This window comes from Allobosea sp. (assembly GCF_035944895.1).
In the GTDB taxonomy this organism is placed as follows: domain Bacteria; phylum Pseudomonadota; class Alphaproteobacteria; order Rhizobiales; family Beijerinckiaceae; genus Allobosea.
On sequence record NZ_DASZAT010000008.1, the window covers coordinates 111,788 to 138,073 of the forward strand.

Consider the following 26,286-nt stretch of genomic DNA (forward strand, 5'->3'; position numbering starts at 1 on the left):
CATGACGATGATCTTCGGCGTTCCGACGGTCGCCCTGTTCGGCCAGCTTCTCCTCGGGCTGATCAACGGCGCCTTCTACGCACTGCTGAGTCTCGGGCTCGCCATCATTTTCGGACTGTTGCGGATCGTGAACTTCTCGCACGGCGCAATCTACATGATGGGAGCGTTCGTCGCGTGGATGCTCCTGAACTACCTTGGCATCGGCTATTGGGGCGCGCTCGTCCTCGCGCCGGTCATCGTGGGGCTCTTTGGCGTGGCCTGCGAGCGTCTTCTTCTCGCCCGCATCGCCAATCTCGACCATCTCTACGGCTTGCTGCTGACTTTCGGGATGGCCTTGATCATCCAGGGCCTTTTCCGAAACGGCTATGGCTCATCAGGCTTGCCATACGCTATTCCGCCAGCACTGACCGGGGGGCAGAATCTCGGCTTCATGTTCTTGCCGAATTATCGCGCTTGGGTCGTCGTGGCCTCCCTCACGGCATGCCTCGCGACGTGGTTCGTCGTCGAGCGGACACGGCTAGGCGCCTATCTCAGGGCCGCAACCGAGAACCCGACGCTCGTCGGGGCTTTCGGCATCAACGTGCCGCTGCTCGTCACGCTGACCTATGGCGCAGGCCTCGGCTTGGCCGCGTTGGCCGGCGTACTCGCCGCCCCGATCTACTCGGTCAACCCGAATATGGGGGCCGACCTGATCATTGTCGTCTTTGCCGTGGTCGTGATCGGCGGCATGGGGTCGATCCTCGGTTCCGTCATCACCGGCTTCGCGCTTGGCCTCGTCGAGGGCCTGACGAAGGTGTTCTACCCCGAAGCCTCCGCCACCGTGATCTTCGTCATCATGGTGATTGTCCTGCTGATCAAGCCCGCCGGGCTGTTCGGGAAAGAAGCCTGATGACTGCCGTTTCAATGGAAGCCGCTCGCGGCGGAGCAGCACCCCGCAGCAAGGGCCGCCATCGCTCGCATCAGATCGCATTCGCCGTGATCGTGGCGCTCGTCCTCGTGTCCCCCTTCTTCGTCTACCCAGTCTTCCTGATGAAGGTGATGTGCTTTGCGCTCTTCGCGCTCGCCTTCAACCTTTTGCTCGGCTACGGCGGGCTGCTGTCGTTCGGCCATGCCGCCTATTTCGGGATGGCGAGCTACATGACCGCTTATGCGGCGAAACACTGGGGTTGGACGCCCGAGGTGTCCGTCCTGGCAGGAGTGGCTCTCGCGGCTGCGCTCGGCCTGGTCTTCGGCGCGCTGGCCATCCGGCGGCAGGGCATCTACTTCTCGATGATCACGCTGGCGCTGGCCCAGATGGTCTTCTTCTTCTGTCTTCAGGCCGTCGGCTTCACCGGTGGCGAGGATGGTATCCAAGCCGTGCCGCGCGGGAGCCTCTTCGGACTGGTTCCTCTGACCAGCGACAACGCTCTCTATGTCTTTGTCGCGGCGGTCTTCATCGCTGCGCTGGTGATGATGTACCGCATCATCCACTCGCCCTTTGGCCAGGTTCTGCGCGCGATCCGCGACAACGAGCCCCGCGCGATTTCGCTCGGCTACCACGCGTCGCGCTACAAGCTTGGAGTCTTTGTGCTCTCCGCCACCTTTGCGGGTCTCGGCGGTTCGGTGAAGGCGCTCGTCTTCCAACTCGCATCGCTGACCGACGTCCACTGGTCGATGTCAGGCGAGGCGGTGCTGATGGCGCTGGTCGGCGGCATGGGAACGGTGTTCGGGCCGCTGCTGGGCGCGACGGTCATCGTCACGATGCAGAACTACCTCGCCTCCTTCGGTGCCTGGGTCACCGTCATCCAGGGCGTCGTCTTCGTCCTGTGCGTGCTGCTCTTCCGCGAGGGGATCCTCGGGCTCGTCGCCCGCAAGACCCGCAGCCAGCTCTAATCGGAGACGATCGTGAAGAACTATACGCTTACGGCTTATGGTGCGCCGGTCGAGATCGTCTGCCAGGAGGAACCGGCGCTGACCGGAGCCGAGGTCCTCGTCGAGGTCACCCGCTGCGGTATCTGCCACACCGATGTCAGCATCCAGAAGGGCTATTACGATCACGCTGGCCGACATCACCGTCGGTGTCGGCTGGCGGCTCCTTCGCTTTGCTACGCCGACCGTCGCACAGGCTGGTCTGTTTCCAGGCTTGGCTCGCCACGCGGCCCTTTGTGAGGCGACCAGCGAATTCCAAGCCTGCCAAACCGAGACGTACAACGATCTTCCGGGCCAGATCTGACGCCATGGTGATAAAAACGATGAAGATTCTCGTGCCCGTGAAGCGGGTTGTCGATTTCAATGTGAAGATCCGCGTCAAGGCGGACGGGTCTGGCGTCGAGCTCGCCAATGTGAAGATGTCGATGAACCCGTTCGACGAGATCGCGGCGGAGGAGGCGCTGCGGCTGAAGGAGGCCGGCAAGGCGAGCGAGGTGGTGGTGGTCTCGATCGGCCCGGCGCAGGCGGCCGAGACGATCCGCACCGGGCTCGCCATGGGCGCCGACCGCGGCATCCTGATCAAGGTCGAGGGCGCCGTCGAGCCGCTCGCCGTGGCCAAGCTCTTGAAGAAGCTGGTCGAGCAGGAGGCGCCCGGGCTCGTCATCCTCGGCAAGCAGGCGATCGACGACGATTCCAACCAGACCGGCCAGATGCTGGCGGCCCTGCTCGACTGGCCGCAGGCGACCTTCGCCTCGAAGCTCGTGCTCGGCGACGGCTCGGCCGAGGTCACCCGCGAGGTCGATGGCGGCCTGCAGACGCTCTCGGTTACGCTGCCGGCGATCGTCACCACCGACCTGCGCCTGAACGAGCCGCGCTACGCCTCGCTGCCCAACATCATGAAGGCCAAGAAGAAGCCGCTCGACGAGACCACCGCCGAGGCCCTCGGCGTCGATGTCGCGCCCCGTCTCAAGGTGCTGAAGACCACCGAGCCGCCGGCCCGCTCGGCCGGCATCAAGGTCGGCTCCGTCGCCGAACTCGTCTCGAAGCTGAAGAACGAAGCAGGGGTTCTCTGATCATGACGACGCTGCTTCTCGCCAAACACGACAACAAGAGCCTCAACGAGGCGACCCGCAAGGCACTGACCGCCGCAAGGCAGCTCGGCGCCCCGGTCCATGTCCTCGTCGCCGGCCACAACGCCAAGGCCGTCGCCGAGGCCGCCGCGAAGCTCGACGGCGTCGAGAAGGTGCTCCATGCCGAGGACGCCGCTTACGAGCATCGCCTCGCCGAGCCGCTCTCGGCCCTGATCGTCTCCCTCGCGCCCGCCTATGACGCGCTGGTCGCGCCGGGCACCACGACCGGCAAGAACGTGATGCCGCGCGTCGCCGCCCTGCTCGACGTGATGCAGGTCTCGGAAGTCACCAAGGTCGTCTCGCCCGACACGTTCGAGCGGCCGATCTACGCCGGCAACGCCATCCAGACGGTGCAGGCGACCGACGCCAAGAAGGTCATCACCGTGCGCGGCGCCTCCTTCCAGGCGACCGGAGACGGCGCCGCCAGCGCGCCGATCGAGACCGTCGCCGCGGCCGGCAATCCTGGCAAGTCGAGCTTCAAGGGCGAGGAGGTCGCCAGGTCCGACCGGCCGGAGCTCGCCTCGGCCAAGATCATCATCTCGGGCGGGCGCGCGCTCGCCTCGGCCGAGAACTTCGGCAAGGTGATCGAGCCGGTCGCCGACAAGCTCGGCGCCGCCATGGGCGCCTCCCGCGCCGCCGTCGATGCCGGCTACGCCCCCAACGACTGGCAGGTCGGCCAGACCGGCAAGGTCGTGGCGCCGGAGCTCTACATCGCCGTCGGCATTTCCGGCGCGATCCAGCACCTCGCCGGCATGAAGGATTCGAAGGTCATCGTCGCCATTAACAAGGACGAGGAGGCGCCGATCTTCCAGGTCGCCGATTACGGCCTCGTCGGCGATCTCTTCACGATCCTGCCCGAGCTCGACGCCGAACTCGCCAAGGCTAGGAAGTGAGCACAGCACCGTCCTACTTGCTTGCCGACCGCTTCGCTTCAGTCAGAATGCCTCCTCGTAAATTCCCAATACGTCATCATAGGTCAGCTCGCGGGGGTTGTTCACGAGCAGGCGCGTCTGCTTCATCGCATCCCGAGCCATCATGGGCAGCGCGTCACGCGGAATCTGAACCGCATGAAGTCCCGCAGGGACGTTCAGTTCCCGGTTGAGCTCGACCAGTTTGTCCACGAAGGCCTCACCACGCGCGTCAAAGGCGATAGCGGTGAGTTCCGGGAACGCGTCAGCAGCGATCTCTGCGTAGATGTGCCGGGCTTTCGGAAGATTGAACCGCAGCACCGGTGCAAGCACCAGCGCGTTGGAAAGTCCGTGGGGAACGTGAAAATGCCCGCCGATCGGATAGGCCAGCGCGTGAACGGCCGCCACGGGTGAGTTGCCGAAAGCCTGCCCGGCGAAGAGCGAGCCGAGCAGCATCGCGGCGCGGGCATCGCGATTGGCGCCGTTGAAGGTAGCCTCCCGGATATTGGCACCCAGCAGCCGCAGGGACTGGCGCGCAAGGCCTTGCGAAATCGGGTTGTTGTTCGGCGAGGTCGAGGCATAGGACTCGATGGCGTGGACCATGGCATCGATGCCAGTCGCGGCCGTTACGGCCGGTGGGAGGCCGATGGTGAGCTCGGCGTCCAGCACGGCGATGTCGGGCAGCAGCAGCGGTGAGACCACGCCGGCCTTCATCGCTTCGCCCGTGGTGATGATCGCGACCGGCGTCACCTCGGAGCCCGTGCCGGCGGTGGTCGGCACCAGGGCCAGCGGGAGGCGGGGACCGCGGGCCTTGTTGACGCCGTAGATCTCGGCGAGCTGTTCGCCGCCGCCGGTGATCAATGCGGCGACCTTGGCCACGTCCATGGGCGATCCGCCACCGATGGCGAGGACCCCGGTCGCCTTGTGCTCACGGAGGGCGCCGACAAGCGCGAGCACGTTGGCCTCCGGGGGATCGGCCACGACCTCGTCGAAAATCTCGACCGAGGCGCCCGCTTTCCCGAGCGATGCGAGAGCGGGCTCGAGCAGGCCCGCACGTCGCAGGCCGGCATCCGTAACGAGGACGATGCGTGATCCGAGAACCGGCATCACGATCTCGGCGATCTGTGCCGCGGCGCCCAGCTGCGAGACGATGGTCTTCGTCGTGTTGAAGATGAAGTCGTTCATGTCGATTTCCGCGAATGCCGCTGGATCAGGATGTGTGCCTTGGCGCCGTCTCGACAGCCAATCCGCGCTTGCCAAAAAGCGCAATGACTTCGCCGACGATGCCCCGGCGGAAGAGCAAGACGCACAGCATGAAGACGATGCCGATCACGATCGGGGCCTTGGTCGAGAAGTCGATGCTGACGAAGCCGAGGCGGATCACCCCCAAACTGGCGAGTTGGTTCTCCAGCAGTACGACGACGATCGCACCGACGATCGGACCGAGCGCGGTTCCCATGCCGCCGAGCAGGCACATCAGGATCACGTTGCCGGACTGCGTCCAGTGGACGTCCGGAAGCGTCGCCACGCCGAGGGCGAAGGCTTTGAGGGATCCGGCCAGCCCGGCGATCGCCGCAGAAATCGTGAAGGCGACAAGCTTGTAGGAGCGCACGTCGTAGCCGAGCGATATGGCGCGTGGCTCGTTGTCGCGGATGGCCTGAAGGGTCTCCCCGAACGGCTTGGCGATGATGGTCTGGATGAAGAGGTAGGCCAGGACGGTCAGAGCCAGCACGAAGTAATAGAAGACGAGATCGTCGCCGAGCGGCAGGCCGAAAGCCGTGCCGCGCGGGATGTTCTGGAGTCCGTCCTCGGCGCCGGTGAACGGCGCCTGGCTGCAGAAGAAATAGACCATCTGCGCGAGGGCCAGCGTGATCATCGCGAAATAGATGCCGCGGCGGCGGATCGCGATGGCGCCGAAGGCGGCGCCCAGAGCCGTGGCGACGGCGATACCGGCCAGAAGTGCGACGGGGGTGGGCATGCCCCAAGCCTTTGCCGCGTAGCCGGCGATGTAGGCCCCCATCCCGAAGAAGGAGGCATGACCTATGGAGAGCAGGCCGACATAGCCGGTGAACAGGTTGAAGGCCATGGCGAAGAGCGCGAAGGTCAGGCACTTCGTCAGGAACAGCGGATAGACGCCGACGAGCGGAAGGATGGCGGCAAGAGCCAGCAGCGCGAGCGGAGCGAGGCGGTTCATCGTCAAGCTTCCTTCCCAAAGAGGCCGGCGGGGCGCAGCAGCAGGACGATGACCATGATCATGAAGACGACCGTGGAGGAGGCCTGCGGGTAGAACACCTTGGCGAGCCCTTCGATCACGCCGAGTGCCAGGCCGGTGAGGATCGTGCCCATGGTCGAGCCGAGACCGCCGATGACGACCACGGCGAAGATGATGATCAGCATGCTGGATCCCATCTGCGGCTGGACCTGATAGATCGGGGCCGCCAGCACGCCGGCGAGCCCCGCGAGAGCGACGCCGAAGCCATAAGTCAGCGTGACGAGCAGCGGCACGTTGATGCCGAGAGCCTGCACCAGCCGCGCATTTTCGGTTCCGGCGCGCAGGTAGGAGCCGATCCGCGTCTTCTCGATCAAAGCCCAGGTGCCGAAGCAGACGACGAGCGCCACCACCACGACCCAGATGCGGTAGGCCGGCAGGCGCATGAAGCCGAGGTCGACTGGTCCTCGCAGCGCGGCGGGCACCGGATAGGCGAGGCCCGATGTCCCGTAGATGTCGCGCACCGTACCTTCGATCGCCAGCGCGAGTCCGAAGGTAAACAGCAGGCTGTACAGGTGATCCAGGCCCTGCAATCGGCGCAGCAGCAGGCGCTCGACGATGATCCCGAAGAGGCCAGTGGCGAGCGGGGCGAGGACAAGTGCCCACCAGTAGTTCACCCCTCCGACGGTCAGGGCGAGCCACGCCGCCAGGGCGCCGAGCATGAAGAAGGCGCCATGGGCGAAATTGATGACGTTGAGCAGGCCGAAGATGATCGCCAGGCCAAGGCTGAGGAGCGCGTAGAAGCTCCCGTTGATGAGCCCGATGGTGAGCTGTCCAAACAGAATCTGGATCGGCAGGCCGAGAATGGTCATGTCGTTCTCCCTCAGACGCCGAGCAGGCGGTCGATGGCCGCCGTGCTGGCCTCGAGATCCCTGGCCTCGACTTCGAGGGCGACCTTGCCGCGCTCGATGACGATGAAGCGGTCGGCCAGCGGCGCGGTGAAGTGGAGGTTCTGCTCGACGAGGAGGATGGTGAAGCCCAGCTCGCGCAATTTCAGGATCATGTCGAAGAGTGCGTCGACAATGACCGGCGCCAGCCCCTCCGATATCTCGTCGAGCAGAAGGGTTCGGGCACCGGTCCTCAGGATGCGAGCGATTGCAAGCATCTGCTGTTCACCGCCGGAGAGCTTCGTACCGGGGGCATCGCGCCGCCGACGAAGATTGGGGAACAGGGCGTAGATCTCGTCGTCCTGCATGGCCTCCTCGCGGATCCGCGGGGGCAGCAGCAGGTTCTCCTCACAGCTTAGACTAGCGAAAACGCCGCGCTCCTCCGGGCAATATCCGATGCCGAGACGCGAGATGTGATGAGGTTGCAATTTTGCCGTTTCTCGGCCCGCGACCAGGATCGACCCCTCCCGCCGCCCGACGAGGTTCATGATCGCGCGCAAAGTCGTCGTCCGGCCGCTGCCATTGCGGCCGAGCAGGGCCACAACTTCTCCCGGCGCCACGTCGAAGGAAATGCCGTGCAGGATGTGGGAATGCCCGTACCAGGCGTGGAGATCGCGAATGCTCAGGGCCGGCGTCGTCGTCGAGGTCAGCTGCAGAGGTTGAGCCGTCATGTCAGTGCCTCGCCCTGCGTCGGCCGGAGCCGAGATAAGCCTCGACGACCTGGGGATCGCGTGAGACCGTGGCGTAGTCGCCATCGGCGATGATCGCTCCCGAACGCAGGACGGTGATACGATCGGCGATGCGCGAGACGAGGCTCATGTTGTGCTCGACCATCAACACGGTCCGGCTCGTCCCGATCGCCTTGATCAGATCGGCGACGCGTTCGACATCCTCGAAGCCGAGGCCCTGCGTCGGCTCGTCGAGCAGCATGACTTGGGGATCGGTTGCCATAGTCGCCGCCAGTTCGAGTGCACGCTTGCGACCATAGGGCAGATCGCCGGCACGCCAGCTCGCATAGGTCGTCAGGTCGAAGCTCCCCAGTAGCTCGTCGATTCGAGCATCGGTTCTGCCGCGATCGGCTCCGTTTCCAAGAAAGCGCCAGGCATCGACATGGGGTCGCTGCAGGGCGATCCGGATGTTCTGCGAGACCGTCAGCTTCTCGAAGGTGGCCGAGATCTGGAAGGAACGAACCAGCCCGCGGCGGGCGACGAACTCCGGTGCGAGCCTGGTGATGTCCTCGCCCATCAACATGATCTGACCAGCGGTCGGCTGAATGAAGCGCGTCAGGAGATTGAAGACCGTCGTCTTGCCCGCGCCATTAGGGCCGATCAGGGCATGGACGCCGCCGCGGTCGACATCGAGGTTGAGGTCCTGCACCGCGACAAAGCCGCCAAACGACTTGGTGACGCCACGCGCCTGAAGGACCGGCGCATTGTCGTCTGGAAAGCTGACTCGCCGATCGTCCCGAGAGACGGAACTCGGCGTTGCTCCCCGATTTTCGACATGCGTCATCAAGCTCGCGACAGCAGGCATTTGATCCTCTCCCAAAGCGGCGGGCGTTGTCTCGCTCGCATCTGCGACGGCCCGTTTTCGATCCGTCTTGACTGATCTGGGAATAGTTAGTCTAGTTATGAAAGTCAATCGGGATCACCAAGCCCGCAAGACTGAAATCGCCCGAACGGGCACTGGCGGACGCAACGACGCGTTGCCGGCGAGGAACTTCGAGGGAGGGTAGAAGCATGTTGAAAAAGCATATGGCCGCACTGGCGGTAACAGCTGCGGTTTCGGGTTTGGCGGTGTCAGCTGCGTGGTCGCAATCGTCAGGGATTTCCGATGAGGCCGTCCGTATCGGCGTTCTCACGGACATGTCCGGCCAGTTCTCCGATCAGGCCGGCCCCGGCGCGGTGGCTGCGGTCCGCATGGCGGTCGAGGACTTCGGCGGCAAGGTTCTCGGCAAGCCTGTCGAGGTGGTCGTGGCCGACCACCAGAACCGTAACGAGGTCGCCGTCGCCAAGGCGCGCGAGTGGTTCGACGTCCAGAAGGTCGACATGGTCGCCAACCTGATCAACTCGTCGATCGCGCTGTCCGTGGTCTCCATCGCGAAGGAGAAGGACAGGATCGCCATTGTAAACGGCTCTGGTACGTCCCGGCTGACGATGGACGCCTGTACGCCCAACAGCATCCACTATGCCTATGACACCTACGCGCTGGCCAAGGGCACCGGGCAGACATTGATCGAGAAGGGCGGCACGAGCTGGTTCTTCCTGACCGCCGACTACGCTTTTGGCCATGCGCTGGAAGCCGATACCTCTGCGGCGGTGAAGGCTGCCAAGGGCAACATCGTTGGTTCCGTGCGCTATCCGATCGACACGATGGACCATTCTTCCTTCCTGCTGCAGGCGCAGGCTTCCAAGGCGAAGGTCGTCGCCATCGCGGGCTCCGGAACCGTTTTCGTGAACGCGGTGAAATCCGCCAAGGACTACGGCATCTCGGACGGGGGCCAGACCATCGCTGGCCTCCTCGTCTGGCTGCCGGATACCCATGCCCTGGGACTGGAAACGGCGCAGGGCATGATCCTCACCGACGCCTTCTACTGGGATCGGGACGAGGCGACGCGCGCCTGGTCGAAGCGCTTTTATGACAAGATGGGACGGATGCCGCACATGGGCGACGCCGGAGACTACTCGTCAACGATGCACTATCTGAAAGCCATAGAGGCCGCCGGGACCGACAATGCGAAGGCGGTCATGGCCAAGATGAAGTCGACGCCGGTCAACGACTTCTTCGCCAAGGACGGCATTATCCGCGAGGACGGCCGCTTCATCCACGACATGTATGTCTACCAGGTGAAGACCCCCAAGGAGTCGAAGGCGCCCTGGGACTACTACAAGCTGGTCAAGACCATTCCGCGAGACGAGGCTTTCCGGCCGCTTTCCGAAAGCACGTGCCCGCTCGTCAAGAAGTGAGAGGGCATCCGGATCAGGGATCGTATTCCCTGATCCGGATTTCTCCGTCGTCGGTCACGTCGTAGTTGCGCTCGTAGGCCATTTCCCAAGCGTGGATGGGTTGCCTGCATTTGTCGCAGATGACCTGTGGGGTGAAATCCTGACCGCAGGTCTTGTGAGTCAGAATCATCGGCGGCGCGCCGTGTGAAAGCCAACGATCGCCCCAGGCGAGGATAGCCACGAACGGCCCATAGAGCTCTAGCCCCATAGGTGTGAGGCGATACTCGAACCTGTCGGGAAGGCGTTGATACAAATGCCGCTCGAAGATGCCCTTCTCGACCAGACGGTTGAGCCGGTCGGTCAGGATGTTCGGCGCGATGTTCAGCCGCTCCTCGAACTCGTCGAAGCGACGCGCTCCCAGGAACGCTTCCCGCGAGACCTTGAAGGTCCAGCGGTCGCCGATGATCTGCAAGGTACGGGAAACCGAGGAGGGACGGCCACGGTTATAGTGCTCGCTGTCGGAGGAGCGGCGGGACCGCCGGAACTCGATCGGCGCGCTTCGCCCGGCGCCTGGACCATCGCGATAGCTGACCTCCCGCGCCTTGAGTTCCTCGCCGCAGGCCGAGCAGGCCACGATCGGCTCGCTGTGGCAGCCGCAGTTCTTGTGAATCAAGCGCAGCGGGATTCGCGGCACCCCGTCGAGCCACTTGTCGCCGAAGCGCAGCATCGCGATCATGCTGGGGTAAAGGTCGATCCCCATTTCAGTGAGGCGATACTCATAGCGAAGGGGGCGTTCGAGGTAAGCCGAACGTTTGAGGATACCCTGATCGGTCAGGCGCTTCAGGCGCTCCGTCAACGTTTGGCGAGGCACCTTAAGGCGACCCTGAAAGTCGTCGAAGCGCCGAGCTCCGAACAGGCATTCGCGGATAACTAGAAATGCCCACGCGTCCGAAAGGATGGCGATCGCTCGGCCAACCGAGCAATGGCGTTCCACACCTACGGATGCCGCTACCGGGCTCGTCTCAGTGTGGTTCTGCTGCGTTTCCAATTGGGCGCGGATTTGTTGCACTGATCTGGTCATTGGCTCCTTAGCACACGTTGGCGCCACCACGCATAGTCTCAACAGCGCCGGTTGCCTATGGCGATGCGCGTCGGGACCTGTGTCTCGATTGTTGCCGCCCCCGGGGAGTTTGACACGCGCCGCGCGCGTTGACAGGTTTTCAAGTCAGTCTAATAATGAAAGTAACAGCAAGAGGCGACGCGGTCTAGGCTGCCGGTCCGCCGTAATGCGTGGGATGAAACCCAACTTCAGAGAGGGCTGATCATGAGGAAAGCGAACAAGGTCATCATTACATGCGCGGTGACTGGGTCGATCCATACTCCGACCATGTCCCCCTACCTTCCGGTCACTCCGGATGACATAACGCGGGATGCGATCGGTGCTGCGGAGGCCGGCGCGGCAATGATCCATTTGCACGCGCGAGATCCTGAAACGGGCAAGCCGTCGCCGTCGCCGGACGTGTTCAAGCAGTTTCTGCCGCGGATAAAGCAGCAGACGGCGGCGATCCTCAACATCAGCACGGGCGGTGGCCTTGGAATGACGCTTGACGAGCGTCTTGCGGCAGCGAAGTGGGCGCAGCCGGAGGTCGCTTCCATGAATATGGGGTCAATGAACTTCAACATATCGGGGGCGGCCGCAAAGATCAGGGAGTTCAAGTTCGACTGGGAGCGTCCCTATCTGGAGTCGACGACGGATTTCATTCTCTCGAACACCTTCAAGCAGATCGAGCGGGGCATGTCGGAGCTCGGAGACCTGGGCACACGCTTCGAGTTCGAATGTTACGACGCGAGCCACCTCTATACGCTCAGCCATTTCGCCGAGAGAGGCATCGTCAAACCGCCGTTCTTCATCCAATGCATTTTCGGCATTCTCGGCGGCGTCGGGGCCGATCCCGAGAACCTCATGCATATGAAATCTACGGCCGACCGGCTGTTCGGGACCGATTACTACCTGTCGGTCCTCGCGGCCGGTCGCCATCAACTGCCATTCGTCACTCTTAGCGCGATCCTCGGCGGCAACGTCCGGGTAGGCCTCGAGGACAGCCTCTATGCAGGCAAGGGTAAGCTCGCGACGTCGAGCGCCGAGCAGGTCACCAAGATCCGGCGGATTCTGGACGAGCTGAGCATCGACATCGCCTCGCCGGAGGAGGCGCGGTCGATGCTGCAGACCAAGGGCGGGAACAACGTCGGTTTCTAACGAAGAAGCGAACGGGGAGGAACGATCATGAAGGGCTTCGGAGCCATAGTCTTGTGTGGATCATTGTTGCTGCCTGCGATGGCGCAGGCAGAGATTTCCGACGGGAAGGTAAGGATCGGTGTTCTGAACGACATGTCTGGCCCCTATGCCGAGTCGACGGGCAAAGGGTCCGTCGAGGCGGTTCGGATCGCGATTGACGAAGTCGGTGGTCGCGTTGCAGGCAAGCCGATCGAATTGATCTCGGCCGATCACCAGAACAAGCCGGACATCGCGGCCTCGATCGCCAACAAGTGGATTGATGTCGAGCAGGTCGACGTCATTGTCGACGTTCCGAATTCTGCCGCCGCGCTCGCCGTGCAGGACATTACCCGTCGCAAGAACCGCGTCCTTCTCGTTTCCGGAGGAGGGACCGCGCAGCTGACCGGAACCGCCTGTTCACCCACGACGGCACAGTGGACCTACGACACCTACGCGCTCTCGCAGGTCATGGGAGTTTCCGGCGTCAAAAGGCTTGGCGCCAGCTGGTATTTCCTGACGGTCGACTACGCTTTCGGGCATGCGCTTGAAGCGGATCTCTCTGCGGTCTTAAAGGCAAACGGCGGCAAAGTCGCGGGAGCGGTGCGCCATCCGCTCAACACGCCGGACTTCTCCTCCTACCTGCTGCAGGCGCAATCCTCGCGAGCGAATGTGGTCGCGCTCGCTAATGCCGGGGCGGATACCGCGACGGCCATCAAGCAGGCGCAAGAGTTCGGCTTGCCGCAAAGCGGGCAGACCATGGCGAGCCTGCTCATGTTTCCCACGGACATCCAAGCGTTGGGACTGAACGCTGCTCAGGGACTCGTCTATCCCGACGGTTGGTTTGCTGATCGCGATGCCGAGAGCCAAGCTTTCGCCAAGGCGTATCTCGCCCGCACTGGGAAAATGCCGAGCATGATTCAAGTCGGGGCCTATTCGGCTGTCCGCCACTACCTGCGGGCAATCGAGACGACCGGCAGCGATGAGGCTATTGGCGCTATCGCAGCGATGCGGAAGGAACCCGTCAACGACGCTTTCGCCAAAGGCGGTCAACTCCGTGTCGATGGCCGCATGGTCCACGACATGTACCTGATGCAGGTCAAATCTCAGGCCGAATCGAAAGGGCCGTGGGATCAATCAAAAGTCCTCGCGACCATTCCGGCTGAGCAGGCGTTCCGGCCGCTCGATGCAGGTGGCTGTCCCCTGGCCAAATAGGATCTGTGGGCCGCACTTAGCTCAATCATCACGAAACCACGACGAAGGCCTCGCAGCGCGAGGCCTTCCTTTTTGGAGCGCTTATGGAAACCACGCCTTCGTTCTAGGCTCGGTCTGGCCATTCATTCCAGCATGACTGCATAGTGCTTTCACGTTCGAGGATCTGCCGAAGCTTGAAGCGCTGGACCTTGCCGGACCCGGTGCGCGGGATTTCGGAAACGACGTGGATGGCGTTGGGCACTTTGTAGGACGTCAAGCGCGATCGGCAGTGCCCGATGATCTAGGTGTTTGATCCCCGATTTTGATGGTGCAGTCTTTTCGCAGAGTTGGAGGGATGCGCTATGGGCCAGGTTCACCACGGGAGCGCCACCACGACGGCGGCGGTCCGTCGAGCGATACAGCATAGTCAAGAGAGCCTGAGGCACCTCGCCAGGCACTACGGGATCAACCCGAAGACCGTCGCGAAGTGGAAGAAGCGGACTTCGGTCGCCGATCTGCCGACCGGCCCAAAGGAGCCGAAGTCGTCGGTTCTGTCGGCTGAAGAGGAGGCCATCATCGTTGCCTTCCGGCGGCACACGCTGTTGCCACTAACGGGTCACTTCTCGGCGGAAATCAACACTACACCGCCATTTGCAGGCCCACGACGACCGTCTACATCGGCCTGGGCGAGTTCGAAAAGAAGGCGGGATTAGCTTAACCGACCGTCCACAACACCGGCGGCCGGCGCCGGTCAGGCAGCAGGCCTCCAGTTCCATCAGGGCTGCGCCGCAAAGCCGATCATCTCGCGCAGAAAATCGGCGACGAGGCTCTTCTCCAGCAGCCCGCATAGGCTCATCATCTCGTCAATCATCGGGGGTCTCTCGGATCTGATGTGGATCTCGCAATCCAAACCTAACTGGCAATCGCCGATGACCACCTACGAGCTAAACCAGAGGCGCCCCCAGGTAGATCGCCGCAGACCTCGTTCATGACTACGCCCGCGCGGTGGGCTCCTATCCCCGGCGCTTCAAGAATCCCGTGATCGTGATCCGCTCCCAGATACCCGCACCGTGATAAGGATCGGCTGCGTTGAAACGCTCGACGGCCGTACGGTTGGGAGCCTCGACGACGAACAGACTTCCGATCATCTGTTCGCCATGATCGGTGATCAACGGCCCCGACATGACGATCTGAACGCTGAAGGCAGACGTATCCGCCAGAAACTTCTGATGATCTTCAAAATGAGACAACCGATCCTGCAGGGCGTTTGGCCGATCCAGGGCATGAACACAGAACAACATTATCCATCAACTCCCTTTAGGCCGCGAAACCTGCGCATGTCTCGATCGACCGCGCTATCACGATCAAGGCTGCGGTCATCATTCGCTGCATCGAAGAAAGATCTTCAATCGGCCGTGTATCCGCCATCGATATGCAGGGTCTGACCGGTGACGTAATCGGAGGCGGACGAGAGCATGAAGAGAACCGCGCCGATCATGTCGCGCGCCTCCGCCATGAACCCGATGGGAACGCGAGACAGAATGCTCTCTCTCGTCGTCTTTGCCCGATCGTCCTGCCCCCACATCCATTCCGTAATGGGGGACCGGAAGAGACCGGGGCCGATGGCGTTCACGTTAATGTTCTTGCTGGCCCATTCACAGGCGAGTGCTCGAACCATCCCATCGATCCCTGCCTTGGAAGAACAATAAGCCGCATATCCCGACGGAAGGCCGAGCTTGGAACGGGTCGAGGACGTCACGACGACCTTGTATCTGTTGTCAGACTTGCCTTGCTTGGCGAACTGCCGCCCGGCTGCTTGGCAGGCGAGCCAATGGCCATCCAGGTTTGCGGACAGGACCTTGCGAAAATCATCGATCGACTGTTCCTCGATGAAATTCACGTTATTCGTGCCAGTCGCCACAAACATCCCGTCGAGCCGGCCGAAGGTGGAAACGGCCGCCTTCACGATGGCGGCGGCGTTCGCCTCCGTGTCGGGCCACTCGTAGATCTTGCCGACCATTGCCCCGCTGGACGCGATCGTCGCGGCCGTGGCGTCCAATCCCGCATGGTCACGATCGGCCAAAGTCACCTGGCAGCCCGCCCCGGCGAGAGCGATCGCTCCGGTGGCTCCCAGCGCCCCTCCGCTGCCGATGACGATGACCGAACGCCCCGAGAGATCGAAATCCTTGTAGGTATCGAGTATCGACCTATCGCTCGCCATGATGCTGATATCCTCCCGTCAAGAAATGTGTTTCGACGTGTTCCGGGGTTCGTGGTCGCCGGTTTGCGCCGGGCGGCGAGACCTGATCGCCTATCCGCCCAGATAGGCCTTCGCTAGATCGTCCGTGGTTGCCCGGTTATGCCAGCGGTCCGGCTCGAGCTGATCCACGACCCGGCCCAATGCCAGGACGTATGCGCGATCCGAGCATTCAGCAGCGACCCCGACATGCTGTTCGATGATCAGCAGGCTCATGCCGCGGCGGCGCAGTCCCTGAATGACCTGGACGATTTCCCGAACGACCTTTGGTGCAAGCCCAGTCGAGGGTTCGTCCAGAATGAGGAGGTCCGGTTTCAGCAGGAGCGCGCGCCCAATAGCTACCATCTGCTGCTCGCCGCCGCTGAAGACGCCGACCGGGGCATCGAGCCGGGCTCGCATGAATGGAAAAAGATCGAGCACGTCATCGAAGCTGAAATCGAAACGCACGTCCTTGCGCTTGCGGCCTTGAGCTTCCGCGATCCGCAAATTCGACTCGAGACTGAGCTCGCCGAACAGATGCCGCCCCTCCAGGACGACCGCGATGCCGAGGCCCGCGCGCCCATGAGCCGCGAGCGTCTCGATCGAGCGGCCTTCCTTCTCGATGCAGCCTGCCATCGTAGGTAGCAGCCCACAGATGGTTCGCACGAGGGTGCTCTTGCCGGCGCCGTTCGCGCCGATGATCGCGACACTCTCGCTCGCGCGAATCTCGATCTCGACGTCGAAAAGCACCGGGACGGCGCCATAACCGGCGGTGAGCTGATAGGTCGAAAGCATGGGTCGTCCTCTCATGTTCCGAGATAGGCCTCGCGGACGCGAGGGCTGGCTCGCATCACCTCGAGGCTGCCGCTCGCGATGATCTCGCCGAAGCAGAGCGCATGGATCGTGTCCGTCACCTCCATCAGTTCCATGTCGTGCGAGACGAGCAGGATCGTCATGCCCTCGCGGTTCAGGCGACGCAGCGTCGCCATCAGCACGCGCACTTCGTCGGCGCTGAGCCCGGAAGACGGTTCGTCGAGGCAAAGCAGCTTCGGCTCGACGACGACCGCGCGGGCCAACTCCACCAACCGCTGGCGCCCGGCCGGAAGCTCTCCAGCCGGGACATCCCGCCATGCCTCCAGTTCGAACCGTGCGATTGCGAGATCGGCGAGCTGCTGCGCCTGCTTCATTTCCCGCCGGACGGCAGGCAGCCCGAAGAACGCTTCCAGCACACCGGTGCGCCCGCGCATATGGCACCCGGCGACAAGGTTCTCGCGAACAGTGAGATCACGGAACACCTGCGGGGTCTGGAAAGTCCGCTGCAGGCCAGCGCGGGATCGCGTCCCAATGTCGTGCCCAGTCGCGACGTCGCCGAGAAAAACGATGTCTCCCCGCGTCGGCGCCAGGAAGCCCGAGATGATGTTGAACAGCGTACTTTTTCCAGCGCCATTTGGACCGATCAGCCCGGTGACGGAGCCGGACTCGACCGAGAAACTGACGCCTTTCAGAACGTGTAGGCCACCGAAGCTCTTGGACACGGCACGGACATCGAGCACGGTTTTCATCACGACCTCGATTTGGAAGAGGCTCGTCCGCGTGTCGCGAGCCGAGACCAGAAGGATGCAATCAGGCCGCCGAAGCCTCCCGGCAAGAAGATCACGGCAACGACAAGAGCAACGGCGAACAGGATCGGATGGATGTCGCCGAGACGGCTCAGGTAGTTGGGCGCTGCCGTGACGAAGAAGGCGCCGGCGATCGTCCCGGGGATCGATCGCACTCCTCCGAGCACCGCAATCAGCAGGAAGCCGATGGCACGGTCAATCGCGAAACTATCGACGCTGATGAAGGAGACGTAGTGTGCAAACAGGCTGCCCGCGAATGCGCCGACCGCCGCACTGAGTACGAAGATCCGGACCTTGAGGGACGCGACCTGGATTCCAGCGACAGCGGCGGCGGATGGGGCATCCCGCATGGCGCGCAGGGCAATTCCGGTCCGGGAGTTCAGCAGGAGCGTGTAGAACAGGATCAGCGCGAAGGCGCACGGCCATACGAGATAATAGAAGCGGTACGGAGTCGAGAAGCTGAAACCGAACAGGGTTATGCGCGGGATACCACCGATGCCGAGCGTTCCGCCTGTCAGCCATTCGAACTCGAGGAACAGCACGTGTGCGATGATGGCGAGCGCCAGCGTAGCCAGTGCCAGAAAATGGCCGGAGAGGCGCAGGACCGGCGTCCCGACCGCGGCTGCGATCAGCGCGCTGAACAGGATCCCGGCGAGGATGCAGACGGGGATGGGCAGGCCGAGCGTGGTCGTACCATAGGCCGCCGCATAGGCGCCGATGCCGTAGAAGCCGCTTTGCGCCAGCGAAACGATCCCGCATTGGCCGAGAAGGAAGGACACACCGAGCCCCGCGATGGTGTAGAGACCGGTGAATACGAGGATGTCGATCGCACCGCGTCCGAGGAAGTTCGGCAGGACGGCCCAGGCGACAAGCGCTAGCGCCGTGGCCGACCAGAGCCAAATGCGTTCAGCTGGTATGGTTCGCATGGATCTCATCCTCCCAGCCGACCACGGCTGCCGAAGAGGCCCTGCGGCCTGACAATCATGATTGCGATCAACAGCGTCATCGACACCACGTCCTTGTAGCCTGACGAGATCGTGACGACGGCGAGAGCTTCCACGAGCCCGAGCAGGACCCCACCGAAGATCGCGCCGAATGGGCTAGTCAGGCCACCGAGAATGGCTGCCGCGAAGCCTTTGAGGGTCAGGAGGAGGCCCATCTCGTATTGAATGTTGATTAGCGGAGCGACCAGGACACCGGCCAGTCCCCCTACCAGCCCGCCAAGGCCGAAGGTCAGGGCACGCATCCAGCTGACATTGATCCCGAGTGTCGTCGCACCCTCCGGATCGATCGAGGCCGCGAGCATGGCTTGGCCGACCGTGGTCTTCGTATAGAACCAGCGCAGGCCAAAGACGACGAACGTGCTGATCGCGATCAGCCAGATCGCGTGAACGCGCATCGCAGCATCGAAGACGTCCACCATTGTGTTGCCGCCGACGCCGGGCAGAATGTAGGAATCCCGGCCGAAATACAGAAGAACGGTGGCCGAGACCGCAAAGGCGCCGCCCAGTGTCACGAGCAGGAAGGAATCCTCGGTCCCGCGACGCTTCGCCGTCGGACGGATCATGAAACGGTCGACGAGGAAACCGGTCAGTCCCCCAGCGACGATACCGAGCAGGAAGCCGGCGAACATCGGCAAGCCAAGGGAAACGCCGATGATGTAGGCGACGACGGCGCCGATCAGTGCGACATCGCCTTGCATCGCATTGATGATCCGCGAACCGCGGAACACGACGGCGATGCCGAGACCGATCAGTCCATAGACGAAACCGTTCGTCAGCCCGGCAATGATGGACTGCACAAGCAGAGTGAGCGTCATGACGCCCTCTAATTATGAAGAGGCTGGGGCGGCGGCCCTTCGGCCGCCGGGTGATGCTACTTGACGGTGAAAAGCAGCCGCTCGAAGCGGCCCTTCACGAGCTTCGAGAAGACGTAGCTCGACAGCTGAACGCCGGTCATGTCGTCCTTGCTGAAGTCGTACGCGGCCATCACGCCCGCATACGGTTCACGTATGGCGGCGGAGAGCTCCTTCGGCCCGGCCTTGGGTCCCGCCTTCGCGGCCGCCTTCGCCACGATATGCACGCCGTCCCACGCCGCCGCTTCCTGATTCTTCGGGAAGGAGCCGTACTCCTTATGGAAGAGTTCGACGAATCCCTTCTGGTTGTCCTTCGGCTGCTCGCCGACCAGGAACTCCGGAAAGATGATGTTGTCGCCGTACTCCCCGAAGCCGCGCACGTAGTCGTAGGTCGCCGAACCGATCGCCGAGACGATTGGCTGGTCAATCTTCACCTGGCGGGCATTGCGGAAGGGCACCGCCGACGTGGCGATGACGAAGACGGCATCCGGACCTGCCGCGCGGATCTTGGCGGCCTGCGCGCTGACGTCGGAGGCGCCGACTTCGAATTTCTCGACGGCGACGAACTCGACGCCGTACCTTTCGCGCCACTCGTTGAGCTGGTTCGTGACGACCTGGCCATAGCCGGTGTCGTGCAGGATGCCGACCTTCTTGGCCTTCAGCTCCTTGGTCGCGTATTCCAGCATCGCTCGTGCGTTGAGTTCCTGCGGCGGCAGAAGGTGGAAAAGCGACTTGTAAGACAGTTCGATTTTCGGCCCGAGCCCCGTGAAGGAGAGCGTGGGTAATCCCTCGCCGTTGGTGATGGCGGCTGCGGCACCGGTGCTGGCGGTCAGCGACGGACCGATGATGGCGATGACCTTCTCATCGTACATCAGCCGCTCCGCCTTCGTCTTGGCGATATCGGGCTTGGAGCCGTCGTCCTCGATGACGATGCGGATCGGACGTCCGTTCACGCCGCCCGCAGCGTTGATCGTCTTCTCCGCCAGCGACATCGCCTGGCGCTGAGGATGACCGAGACCGGCGCCCGGCCCGGTTAGCGATATGATGGCACCGATCTTCAACGGGTCACCTGCCGGCGCCTGCGCCAAGGAGGGCTGCGGCAGAACCATCGCGGCGGCAAAGGCTGCCCCCGCACCAAGAGTGCTTCTCAGCATGTGCTTCTCTCCCTTTATTGATTATCGTTTTACGTTTCATCACTCTGCGAGATAAATGCGAGGATACCTTTAGTCTATTTATCTCCCGACACGATTCCACCCACGGCGACTATCGCCGAGTCCTTCCCATCCGTCGGCCGTCACGACGACAGTGTCTTCGATTTTTACGTAACCACGCACCGGATGCTTCATCGTTGTTTCAATGGAGAGCACCATGCCCGCTTCGAGCGGCCTGTCTTCATCATATCCTTCGTAAGGGACGACGCCTTTACCGGTCAGGCGCGGCCCCTCATGGCTCACGAGGCCCATCCCGTGAGCGACGAACTCCGTGTAGGCCTTGTGGCCGGATGCCTCGATTAACGGTTCCGCCAGCGCGAAGATCTCGCCGCCTAGCGTCCCGGGTCTGATCGGCCTCCGCGCCGCCATCTGAACGTCTTCGATGAAATCAAGAAGGTCGCTCAGTTCGGCATCCGGCTCTCCGACGATGCCCATACGGCAGAGATCGCCGATATAGCCTCGGTAGTTACCGCCCGAGTCGAGCGACAGGATATCGCCGGGCTCGATCCGACGATCCGACGGAGCCCGATTGAGTTCGGTACCGCTGGTGATGAGGCAATATTCGAAGTTGAGGCCGCGGCTCACCTCTTCATTGCGAAGGTGTGCAACGAGATCGTTCTTGGTCATCCCCGGCTGACTGGCGTCGAAAACCGCACCGATGGAGGCGATGACCGCGTCCGAGGCCTGGCGCAGCAACTTCATCTCTTCGGGCGTCTTGATGAGCCGCAGGCGCTCAAGGGCGAACGTCGCATCGAGCACTCGCCGGTTGCCCATCGCGTCATGCAGAACACGCCCCGCATCGTATGGCAGAAACGCCATCTCGATCCCGATCGTGTCTCTTGGGGAGATGATGCGCCCGACATGCTCGCACGCCAGCTTCAGCGCGTCTTCGCTGCCCCAGCTTGCGGTTTGCACGGTAGGCGGCCAGAACCGGCCTAGCGCCTTCTCGAAGCCCTCCATCGCCGAGCCGATATAGGCCGCATCCTCGGGGCGCCCCTTGGGATAGACGAGAACCGGCAGGTATCTGCTCGTCCCGATCGCGTCCATGTAATCGAAGAAGAACGACCGGTGCCCGCCCAGCAGGTACTGGACGTTGTGCTTCGAGGTGACGAGCAAGACGTCGATCCCGGTTTCGTCCATGATCCGGTCGAGCCTGCCGGCATCGAAGGGCAACGTCGAGCCGTTCTTGGTGCTCATTCCATCCATCCCATCCTCCCTTTCGTTCGCACTAGCGTGTCACGCCAGAGAGGCGGTGGCCGGATCGTGCTGCTGCACAGGTCGGCCACTGACGCGAATGATGTCCTCGACCCCCAATTTCAGGTTGGGATCGGCCCACGGCCCCTCGAGCCCCTGCTCGATGAAGGCTCCGAGCCGCCGACCGGCCACGACCGAAGCACGGCCCTCCACCAGGCGCGCCGCGTCGTAATTGGCGAGCGCTTCCGCGACCGGAATGTCCGGCTCGAGGCAGCGCGCCAGCGCGTAGGCGTCCTGCCCAGCCTTCAAGACACCGACCCCGACATGGGGGCGCGCCACGAACGCGGCATCACCGATCAGCGCCACGTTCTCGAAGGCGATCCGCTCGGATTCCACATCGTAGATCGGCTGCATGAGGAAACGCTCCGCCTGGAGGAACGGCTCTAGGAACTTCTTGGGCAGAAGCTCTTGTGCATCGGCCCTCAGGCGTTCGATGTGCTCGGGTCTGATCAATTGGGGCGAGATCGAGTACTCGTGCACGATGCCGTCGGCGTCCGTGAGGATATCCGTCAGAGCCATTCCGGGCGAAATTGGATAGTACCAGAGGAAATTATAACGTCGGCGCCCAAGCCCGGCCGATCCGTCGTCCCCAGGAACCGGATAGCCGATGAATTCTCCCGCCTTCGGAAAGCAGAAGCTGAACAGATCCATCGTTTCCGCGCGAAAGACATCCGACAGCTCGTTCTCGTCGACGGCGCCTCGCCATGCGACGTAGCCGGCATAACGGGGCTGGATGCCCGGCGCGATCGCTGCGCGCACCGCCGACCGGAACCCATCGGCGCCTACAATCAGATCGGCCTCAACGGCCTGCCCATCGCTGAACCGCGCGATCGCGGTCGTCCCGTTCTGCTCGATGCCCGCGAGTTCCCAGCCGCGATGGTAACGCTCCGCCGGAAAGGCGGCCAAAAGGCTGCGGTACACGCCGTTCCATCCCGCAAGCTGTTGCGGGTAATCGTAGCTCGCGATCGTCTCGCCCAGCTTGTCCACGGCGCTTCGGCCGATCACATTGACGCCGAGAGGATCCGGCACGGTCGCGCCCGCGGCGAGTATCAGTTCCTGGAGCTCGCCATGCGAAGCGATGCCGAGACCTCTCGAGGCCAGGCTGTCGTGAGTACGCTCGTAGATGTCGACCTGCCACCCATGACGCAGCAGGAAATTCCCGGCGAAGAGGCCAGCCATCGAGCCGCCAATGATGACGGCTTTACGCGATTTCGTGGGGGTGCGGACGGTCAATGTCTGTCCCTTTTGGTTTCCTCTGCCATCGATGCGTCTCATGCGCGTCTTCAGGCGACCGCATAGCCTCTATTGCTCCCGACTTATCTATTCAAATGATGAGTTCTGATATCTGATATAGTTCCAAACTATACCCCCGAATGGTTCCTTGGCTTTCCGAGCGTTGGGGCGATCTCCGACAGCGCGTCATGCAGCAGGTCGACGAAACACTGGGCAGGCAGTGACAGAGGCGCGTTCGTGAGATGCATCTCGAAGATATCCGAGGCGAGGATCGGCGCTTCGATCGGATTGATGACCAGATCCTCCGAATCCGATTCATTCAGAAGCGCGACCGTCGGAAGCAGAACCGACCAGTCGGATCCGCGAACAACGTTCAGACTGGCCAGGACTCCATCGACTTCGAGAAATTGGTCAGCCTGAATAGTGCCGCTGGCAATATGTTCGTTGATCAATCGCCGCTGCGCCTGTCGCAAGGAGGGAACGATCAGTTTGAGGTTCGGCACCTCGTTGAGCCGATACGGCTTCCATCGAGGCAGTTCCTTCTGACTGCCGGAAATGAGAATGAGCCGATCATTCAAAACTTCGCGATAGGTCAGTTGCGTCAGTGGGACCGGTCGATTGCCGACGGCGAAGTCCAGTTCACCGGCCACGACGGCATCGGCAAGAACGCCGCTGAGGCCTTCCTGGAAACGGAGTTCAACGTCGGGGTATCGAGCGGTGTACCGGTTGACGATCGCGAAAAGCGGTCCATGACAGATCGAGGGCATGACGCCGATACGAATGAGGCCGGTGACCCGACCGCTAAGATCGCGCATCTCTTGCGCTGCGATCTCCAGGTCGTTGAGGATCTGGATGCAGCGCTTGTAATATCGCTCTCCCGCATGGGTGGGCTTGACACCCTGCGCAGAGCGCTCGAGGAGTTTGACCGATAGCTCTTCCTCGAGATGAGTGATTTGAACGGATAGGGTCGGTTGAACCACATTCTCGCGCTTGGCGGCCCTGGTGAAGCTGCCTTCCTCAAAGACCGCGACGAAGTAGCGGAGCTTCCGAACATCGATCGTCACTGACAATCTCCCAATATCCCTCATCTTCCATGTTCATACCCGCTATCCGATCCGCCTGACGATCTGGTGATGATGGCCCGCGCGCTTGACGATCTATTTGATCGGCACGCCCTCGTGCCAGAGGGCAAGGACCGATCCGCTTGCATCCTCGCGCCGCAGATATCCGTTATATTGCAGCGCCTCCAGTCAGGAGCGCGGGGGCGACGACGGTGACGCCGCGGATCTGACGCATCGACTTTGATCTGAGCCCTTAAAACTGGATCGCTTTGAGGTAGAGTTTTCCGCGTCGTTTCCCTTGAGCCGGGAGGAGCGGAAGACGATGAAGGATTCGAAGTTCTCGGACGCGCGGAAGGCGTTTATCCTGAAGCAGGGCGCGGATGGGATTCCGGTGGCGGAGATCTGCCGGCGGGCCGGAATCAGCCAGGCGACCTATTTCAATTGGAAGAAGAAGTACGAGGGGCTGCTGCCGGCCGAGATGCGCCGGTTGAAGCAGCTCGAGGACGAGAACGCGAAGCTGCGCAAGCTCGTTACCGACCTCGCTCTGGACCGCGAGATGTTGCAGGACGTCATCCGGCGAAAGCTCTGAGGCCTGGTCGCAAGCGCGAGCTCGTCGGCTTGATGTGTGGCGAGTGGCAGGTGTCGATCCGGCGGGCCTGTGCGGTCCTGGAGTTCGACACGTCGAGCTATCACCGCATACGGGCCGGTACGGAACCGAGCTGCCGCGGTTGCCCCCTCTCCATGGCCAAGCCGCCTCAGTTCTCCGACAACAGCTGTTTCAGCTTGAAGCGCTGCACCTTGCCGGACCCGGTTCTCGGGATCGCGGCCACGACGTGGACGGCCTGGGGGTTCTTGTAGCCTGACAGTCTCGTCCGGCAGTGAGCCAGGATGGCCTCCTCGTCGAGGCGATGCCCCTCCCGCGGGATCACGAAGGCGACCGGGACTTCGCCGAGAAACTCATGGGGGATGCCCACGACTGCGCAGTCGAGGACGCTCTCATGGGCGAAAATTGCCTCCTCCACCTCGACCGGAGCGATGTTCTGTCCACCGCGGATGATGATCTCCTTGAGCCTTCCGGTGATCGAGAGGAAGCCGAAGCGGTCCGCGCGCGCGAGATCGCCCGTACGGTACCAGCCGTCGCGCAGGGCCGCGGCCGTGGCCTCGGGGTTGTCGTGGTAGCCGAGCATGACGTTCGGACCGCGTACGATCAGTTCGCCTTCGCCACCGGGCGCGACGTCGCGGTCGTCGTGGTCCACGATGCGCGTCGCCAATCCGGGCAGGGGCAGGCCGCAGGAACCCATGAAGCGGCCACCGCCGGGCGTGTTGATCGTCACCATCGTCGATGTCTCGGTGATGCCGTAGCCATCGAGGAGCTTGACGCCGAACCAGCTCTCGAACTCCTGGTTGAGCGGGCCGGGAAGGACGGCTCCGGCCGAGAGGCAGATGCGCACATGCGACAAGGTCCGGCGACCGTCCTCTTTCGCGCGCTCGAGCATGTAGTGGAACACGGTCGGGACACCTGGCAGCAGCGTGATCGGCTCCTGAGCGAGCACCTCGGCCAGGCGCGAGGTGGAGAAGTTCTCCATCAGGTATTCGCTGGCGCCGGTGGCGACGATGCTGACCACGGCGAGGTTCAGCGCGTAGCTGTGATAGAGGGGCAGCGCATTCAGCACGTAGTCGTCGGCATTCAATCCGGCGACCGGCGCCCAGCAGGCGGCCGTGACCCACAGCATGCTCTGCAGAGAGAGCACCACTCCCTTGGCCCGCCCGGTCGTGCCGGAGGTGTAGACGATGAAGGCCGGTCGCTCGATGTCGAGCGGGTCGAGCGGCGCCGGGCCGGCTCCGTCTTCCGCCACGGCCGCCCCCTTTCCGTTCTCGAAGGTCATGACCGCGATGCTGCCCGAAGCCTGACGCAGGACATCGCGCCTCTGCTCGCGGGCAAAGGCCGCAACGCATTGCGCGTCGTCGATGCGATAGGCGATCTCGTCGACAGTGGCGTCGAAGCTGATCGGAACGGCTACGGCACCCGCCCGGACGATGCCGAGACAGGCCTCCACCCAGTCGACCGAATTGGGCAGGTGGATCGCGACGCGATCGCCGGGGCCGACACCATTGGCCTGGAGATGGCTTGCGATCCGGGCTGTGCGCTCCGCCAGCTCGCCATAGCTCACGGAACGATCCTTGTCCCGGAATGCCAGGGCCTGCGGGCGTTTCGACGCCTGCCGGCCCAACAGCTCGCTGATCGGGGCGATGAGGTCGGTGATGATCATGGGCGTCCTCCCCAGGACAGGTCTTTTGGTTTTG

At 62.8% G+C, this 26,286-nt stretch carries 26 protein-coding genes and 3 pseudogenes; 10 read left to right on the forward strand and 19 right to left on the reverse strand.

Going from position 1 to position 26,286, the window contains the following annotated elements; all coding sequences use genetic code 11:
* Position 1 precedes the first annotated feature (1 nt).
* The 5 genes from VGV58_RS12140 (at position 2) to VGV58_RS12160 (ending at position 3,931) form a co-directional block, all read left to right on the forward strand.
* A complete protein-coding gene (locus tag VGV58_RS12140) occupies positions 2-889 on the forward strand; it encodes a branched-chain amino acid ABC transporter permease (protein WP_326874275.1) in 888 nt (295 codons plus the stop codon).
* Positions 889-1,872: a branched-chain amino acid ABC transporter permease gene (locus VGV58_RS12145; protein WP_326874276.1), complete on the forward strand. Its 984-nt coding sequence runs from the start codon at positions 889-891 to the stop codon at positions 1,870-1,872. Before VGV58_RS12140 ends, VGV58_RS12145 begins: the two co-directional genes overlap by 1 nt.
* A 12-nt stretch (positions 1,873-1,884) precedes the next feature.
* Positions 1,885-2,148, forward strand: coding sequence for a hypothetical protein (locus tag VGV58_RS12150; protein ID WP_326874277.1), 264 nt, complete (start codon positions 1,885-1,887; stop codon positions 2,146-2,148).
* Positions 2,149-2,231: 83 nt separating this feature from the next.
* Entirely contained in the window at positions 2,232-2,981 is a 750-nt protein-coding gene (locus VGV58_RS12155; RefSeq protein ID WP_326874278.1) for an electron transfer flavoprotein subunit beta/FixA family protein, read from the forward strand.
* A 2-nt stretch (positions 2,982-2,983) separates the two neighbouring features.
* Positions 2,984-3,931, forward strand: a complete 948-nt coding sequence (locus VGV58_RS12160; protein WP_326874279.1) for an electron transfer flavoprotein subunit alpha/FixB family protein — start codon at positions 2,984-2,986, stop codon at positions 3,929-3,931.
* A gap of 42 nt (positions 3,932-3,973) precedes the next feature.
* Here the strand turns inward: VGV58_RS12160 and VGV58_RS12165 are convergent, their stop codons facing one another.
* The 5 genes from VGV58_RS12165 to VGV58_RS12185 are packed head-to-tail and all read right to left on the reverse strand — an operon-like array spanning position 3,974 to position 8,614.
* Positions 3,974-5,131, reverse strand: a complete 1,158-nt coding sequence (locus VGV58_RS12165; protein WP_326874280.1) for an iron-containing alcohol dehydrogenase — start codon at positions 5,129-5,131, stop codon at positions 3,974-3,976.
* Positions 5,132-5,156: 25 nt separating this feature from the next.
* Positions 5,157-6,140 (reverse strand): branched-chain amino acid ABC transporter permease, encoded by a 984-nt coding sequence (locus VGV58_RS12170; protein WP_326874281.1) that lies wholly within the window; start codon positions 6,138-6,140, stop codon positions 5,157-5,159.
* Between the two features lie 2 nt (positions 6,141-6,142).
* Positions 6,143-7,027, reverse strand: coding sequence for a branched-chain amino acid ABC transporter permease (locus VGV58_RS12175; RefSeq protein ID WP_326874282.1), 885 nt, complete (start codon positions 7,025-7,027; stop codon positions 6,143-6,145).
* Between the two features lie 11 nt (positions 7,028-7,038).
* Entirely contained in the window at positions 7,039-7,773 is a 735-nt protein-coding gene (locus VGV58_RS12180; protein WP_326874910.1) for an ABC transporter ATP-binding protein, read from the reverse strand.
* Between the two features lies 1 nt (position 7,774).
* Positions 7,775-8,614 (reverse strand): ABC transporter ATP-binding protein, encoded by an 840-nt coding sequence (locus VGV58_RS12185; protein WP_326874911.1) that lies wholly within the window; start codon positions 8,612-8,614, stop codon positions 7,775-7,777.
* A gap of 242 nt (positions 8,615-8,856) precedes the next feature.
* Between VGV58_RS12185 and VGV58_RS12190 the strand changes: the two genes are divergently transcribed.
* Positions 8,857-10,068, forward strand: a complete 1,212-nt coding sequence (locus VGV58_RS12190; protein WP_326874912.1) for an ABC transporter substrate-binding protein — start codon at positions 8,857-8,859, stop codon at positions 10,066-10,068.
* Positions 10,069-10,081: 13 nt separating this feature from the next.
* Here the strand turns inward: VGV58_RS12190 and VGV58_RS12195 are convergent, their stop codons facing one another.
* Positions 10,082-11,128 carry a winged helix-turn-helix transcriptional regulator gene (locus VGV58_RS12195; RefSeq protein ID WP_326874283.1) on the reverse strand — a complete coding sequence of 349 codons (1,047 nt, stop codon included), beginning with the start codon at positions 11,126-11,128 and terminating at the stop codon, positions 10,082-10,084.
* Positions 11,129-11,371: 243 nt separating this feature from the next.
* Here VGV58_RS12195 and kce point away from each other — a divergent pair, with 243 nt between their 5' ends.
* Complete coding sequence (gene kce, locus VGV58_RS12200) at positions 11,372-12,304, forward strand: 3,5-dioxohexanoate:acetyl-CoA acetone transferase (RefSeq protein ID WP_326874284.1); 933 nt, start codon at positions 11,372-11,374, stop codon at positions 12,302-12,304.
* Positions 12,305-12,331: 27 nt separating this feature from the next.
* Positions 12,332-13,534, forward strand: coding sequence for an ABC transporter substrate-binding protein (locus VGV58_RS12205; RefSeq protein WP_326874285.1), 1,203 nt, complete (start codon positions 12,332-12,334; stop codon positions 13,532-13,534).
* A 103-nt stretch (positions 13,535-13,637) separates the two neighbouring features.
* Here VGV58_RS12205 and VGV58_RS28865 read toward each other — a convergent pair whose 3' ends face one another.
* Positions 13,638-13,814: an AMP-binding enzyme gene (locus VGV58_RS28865; protein WP_414643977.1), complete on the reverse strand. Its 177-nt coding sequence runs from the start codon at positions 13,812-13,814 to the stop codon at positions 13,638-13,640.
* A 61-nt stretch (positions 13,815-13,875) separates the two neighbouring features.
* Between VGV58_RS28865 and VGV58_RS12210 the strand changes: the two are divergent.
* Positions 13,876-14,124 (forward strand): annotated as a pseudogene (locus VGV58_RS12210) (helix-turn-helix domain-containing protein); the annotation flags it as partial.
* Positions 14,125-14,256: 132 nt separating this feature from the next.
* On the opposite strand, the pseudogene VGV58_RS12215 reads toward VGV58_RS12210, so the two are convergent.
* From VGV58_RS12215 to VGV58_RS12265, 11 genes and pseudogenes are all read right to left on the reverse strand, one after another.
* Positions 14,257-14,384 (reverse strand): annotated as a pseudogene (locus VGV58_RS12215) (IS256 family transposase); the annotation flags it as partial.
* 142 nt (positions 14,385-14,526) lie between these two features.
* Positions 14,527-14,814 carry a YciI family protein gene (locus tag VGV58_RS12220; protein WP_326874286.1) on the reverse strand — a complete coding sequence of 96 codons (288 nt, stop codon included), beginning with the start codon at positions 14,812-14,814 and terminating at the stop codon, positions 14,527-14,529.
* Between the two features lie 104 nt (positions 14,815-14,918).
* Positions 14,919-15,734 (reverse strand): SDR family NAD(P)-dependent oxidoreductase, encoded by an 816-nt coding sequence (locus VGV58_RS12225; RefSeq protein WP_326874287.1) that lies wholly within the window; start codon positions 15,732-15,734, stop codon positions 14,919-14,921.
* 90 nt (positions 15,735-15,824) lie between these two features.
* The gene (locus tag VGV58_RS12230; RefSeq protein WP_326874288.1) at positions 15,825-16,544 is read right to left on the reverse strand and encodes an ABC transporter ATP-binding protein; all 720 of its coding nucleotides are present in this window, start codon (positions 16,542-16,544) and stop codon (positions 15,825-15,827) included.
* Positions 16,545-16,555: 11 nt separating this feature from the next.
* Positions 16,556-17,311 (reverse strand): ABC transporter ATP-binding protein, encoded by a 756-nt coding sequence (locus tag VGV58_RS12235; RefSeq protein WP_326874289.1) that lies wholly within the window; start codon positions 17,309-17,311, stop codon positions 16,556-16,558.
* Positions 17,311-18,303, reverse strand: a complete 993-nt coding sequence (locus VGV58_RS12240; RefSeq protein ID WP_326874290.1) for a branched-chain amino acid ABC transporter permease — start codon at positions 18,301-18,303, stop codon at positions 17,311-17,313. Before VGV58_RS12240 ends, VGV58_RS12235 begins: the two co-directional genes overlap by 1 nt.
* Positions 18,300-19,187: a branched-chain amino acid ABC transporter permease gene (locus tag VGV58_RS12245; protein WP_326874291.1), complete on the reverse strand. Its 888-nt coding sequence runs from the start codon at positions 19,185-19,187 to the stop codon at positions 18,300-18,302. The genes VGV58_RS12240 and VGV58_RS12245 overlap by 4 nt, the downstream gene beginning before the upstream one ends.
* Before the next feature lie 56 nt (positions 19,188-19,243).
* The gene (locus VGV58_RS12250) at positions 19,244-20,377 is read right to left on the reverse strand and encodes an ABC transporter substrate-binding protein (RefSeq protein ID WP_326874292.1); all 1,134 of its coding nucleotides are present in this window, start codon (positions 20,375-20,377) and stop codon (positions 19,244-19,246) included.
* A 78-nt stretch (positions 20,378-20,455) separates the two neighbouring features.
* Positions 20,456-21,631, reverse strand: coding sequence for a M24 family metallopeptidase (locus VGV58_RS12255; RefSeq protein WP_326874293.1), 1,176 nt, complete (start codon positions 21,629-21,631; stop codon positions 20,456-20,458).
* A 39-nt stretch (positions 21,632-21,670) separates the two neighbouring features.
* Positions 21,671-22,963, reverse strand: coding sequence for an FAD binding domain-containing protein (locus tag VGV58_RS12260; protein ID WP_326874294.1), 1,293 nt, complete (start codon positions 22,961-22,963; stop codon positions 21,671-21,673).
* Between the two features lie 86 nt (positions 22,964-23,049).
* Positions 23,050-23,985: a LysR family transcriptional regulator gene (locus tag VGV58_RS12265; RefSeq protein WP_326874295.1), complete on the reverse strand. Its 936-nt coding sequence runs from the start codon at positions 23,983-23,985 to the stop codon at positions 23,050-23,052.
* A 319-nt stretch (positions 23,986-24,304) separates the two neighbouring features.
* Between VGV58_RS12265 and VGV58_RS12270 the strand changes: the two are divergent.
* A pseudogene (locus VGV58_RS12270) lies at positions 24,305-24,675 on the forward strand (transposase); the annotation flags it as partial.
* Positions 24,676-24,737: 62 nt separating this feature from the next.
* Here the strand turns inward: VGV58_RS12270 and VGV58_RS12275 are convergent.
* The gene (locus VGV58_RS12275; protein WP_326874296.1) at positions 24,738-26,252 is read right to left on the reverse strand and encodes a class I adenylate-forming enzyme family protein; all 1,515 of its coding nucleotides are present in this window, start codon (positions 26,250-26,252) and stop codon (positions 24,738-24,740) included.
* Between the last annotated feature and the right edge of the window lie 34 nt (positions 26,253-26,286).

What these genes read in the sequence shown, in the direction of transcription:
- VGV58_RS12205 (WP_326874285.1), top strand. Translation starts at nt 12,332, where the DNA reads ATGAAGGGCTTCGGAGCCATAGTCTTGTGTGGATCATTGTTGCTGCCT.
- VGV58_RS12250 (WP_326874292.1), bottom strand. Translation starts at nt 20,377, where the DNA reads ATGCTGAGAAGCACTCTTGGTGCGGGGGCAGCCTTTGCCGCCGCGATG.
- VGV58_RS12175 (WP_326874282.1), bottom strand. Translation starts at nt 7,027, where the DNA reads ATGACCATTCTCGGCCTGCCGATCCAGATTCTGTTTGGACAGCTCACC.
- VGV58_RS12230 (WP_326874288.1), bottom strand. Translation starts at nt 16,544, where the DNA reads ATGCTTTCGACCTATCAGCTCACCGCCGGTTATGGCGCCGTCCCGGTG.
- VGV58_RS12260 (WP_326874294.1), bottom strand. Translation starts at nt 22,963, where the DNA reads ATGAGACGCATCGATGGCAGAGGAAACCAAAAGGGACAGACATTGACC.
- VGV58_RS12190 (WP_326874912.1), top strand. Translation starts at nt 8,857, where the DNA reads ATGGCCGCACTGGCGGTAACAGCTGCGGTTTCGGGTTTGGCGGTGTCA.
- VGV58_RS12180 (WP_326874910.1), bottom strand. Translation starts at nt 7,773, where the DNA reads ATGACGGCTCAACCTCTGCAGCTGACCTCGACGACGACGCCGGCCCTG.
- VGV58_RS12170 (WP_326874281.1), bottom strand. Translation starts at nt 6,140, where the DNA reads ATGAACCGCCTCGCTCCGCTCGCGCTGCTGGCTCTTGCCGCCATCCTT.
- VGV58_RS12155 (WP_326874278.1), top strand. Translation starts at nt 2,232, where the DNA reads ATGAAGATTCTCGTGCCCGTGAAGCGGGTTGTCGATTTCAATGTGAAG.
- VGV58_RS12240 (WP_326874290.1), bottom strand. Translation starts at nt 18,303, where the DNA reads ATGAGATCCATGCGAACCATACCAGCTGAACGCATTTGGCTCTGGTCG.
- VGV58_RS12165 (WP_326874280.1), bottom strand. Translation starts at nt 5,131, where the DNA reads ATGAACGACTTCATCTTCAACACGACGAAGACCATCGTCTCGCAGCTG.
- VGV58_RS12185 (WP_326874911.1), bottom strand. Translation starts at nt 8,614, where the DNA reads ATGACGCATGTCGAAAATCGGGGAGCAACGCCGAGTTCCGTCTCTCGG.
- VGV58_RS12275 (WP_326874296.1), bottom strand. Translation starts at nt 26,252, where the DNA reads ATGATCATCACCGACCTCATCGCCCCGATCAGCGAGCTGTTGGGCCGG.
- VGV58_RS12160 (WP_326874279.1), top strand. Translation starts at nt 2,984, where the DNA reads ATGACGACGCTGCTTCTCGCCAAACACGACAACAAGAGCCTCAACGAG.
- VGV58_RS12225 (WP_326874287.1), bottom strand. Translation starts at nt 15,734, where the DNA reads ATGGCGAGCGATAGGTCGATACTCGATACCTACAAGGATTTCGATCTC.
- kce (WP_326874284.1), top strand. Translation starts at nt 11,372, where the DNA reads ATGAGGAAAGCGAACAAGGTCATCATTACATGCGCGGTGACTGGGTCG.
- VGV58_RS12145 (WP_326874276.1), top strand. Translation starts at nt 889, where the DNA reads ATGACTGCCGTTTCAATGGAAGCCGCTCGCGGCGGAGCAGCACCCCGC.
- VGV58_RS12235 (WP_326874289.1), bottom strand. Translation starts at nt 17,311, where the DNA reads ATGAAAACCGTGCTCGATGTCCGTGCCGTGTCCAAGAGCTTCGGTGGC.
- VGV58_RS12255 (WP_326874293.1), bottom strand. Translation starts at nt 21,631, where the DNA reads ATGAGCACCAAGAACGGCTCGACGTTGCCCTTCGATGCCGGCAGGCTC.
- VGV58_RS12220 (WP_326874286.1), bottom strand. Translation starts at nt 14,814, where the DNA reads ATGTTGTTCTGTGTTCATGCCCTGGATCGGCCAAACGCCCTGCAGGAT.
- VGV58_RS12195 (WP_326874283.1), bottom strand. Translation starts at nt 11,128, where the DNA reads ATGACCAGATCAGTGCAACAAATCCGCGCCCAATTGGAAACGCAGCAG.
- VGV58_RS12245 (WP_326874291.1), bottom strand. Translation starts at nt 19,187, where the DNA reads ATGACGCTCACTCTGCTTGTGCAGTCCATCATTGCCGGGCTGACGAAC.
- VGV58_RS12140 (WP_326874275.1), top strand. Translation starts at nt 2, where the DNA reads ATGACGATGATCTTCGGCGTTCCGACGGTCGCCCTGTTCGGCCAGCTT.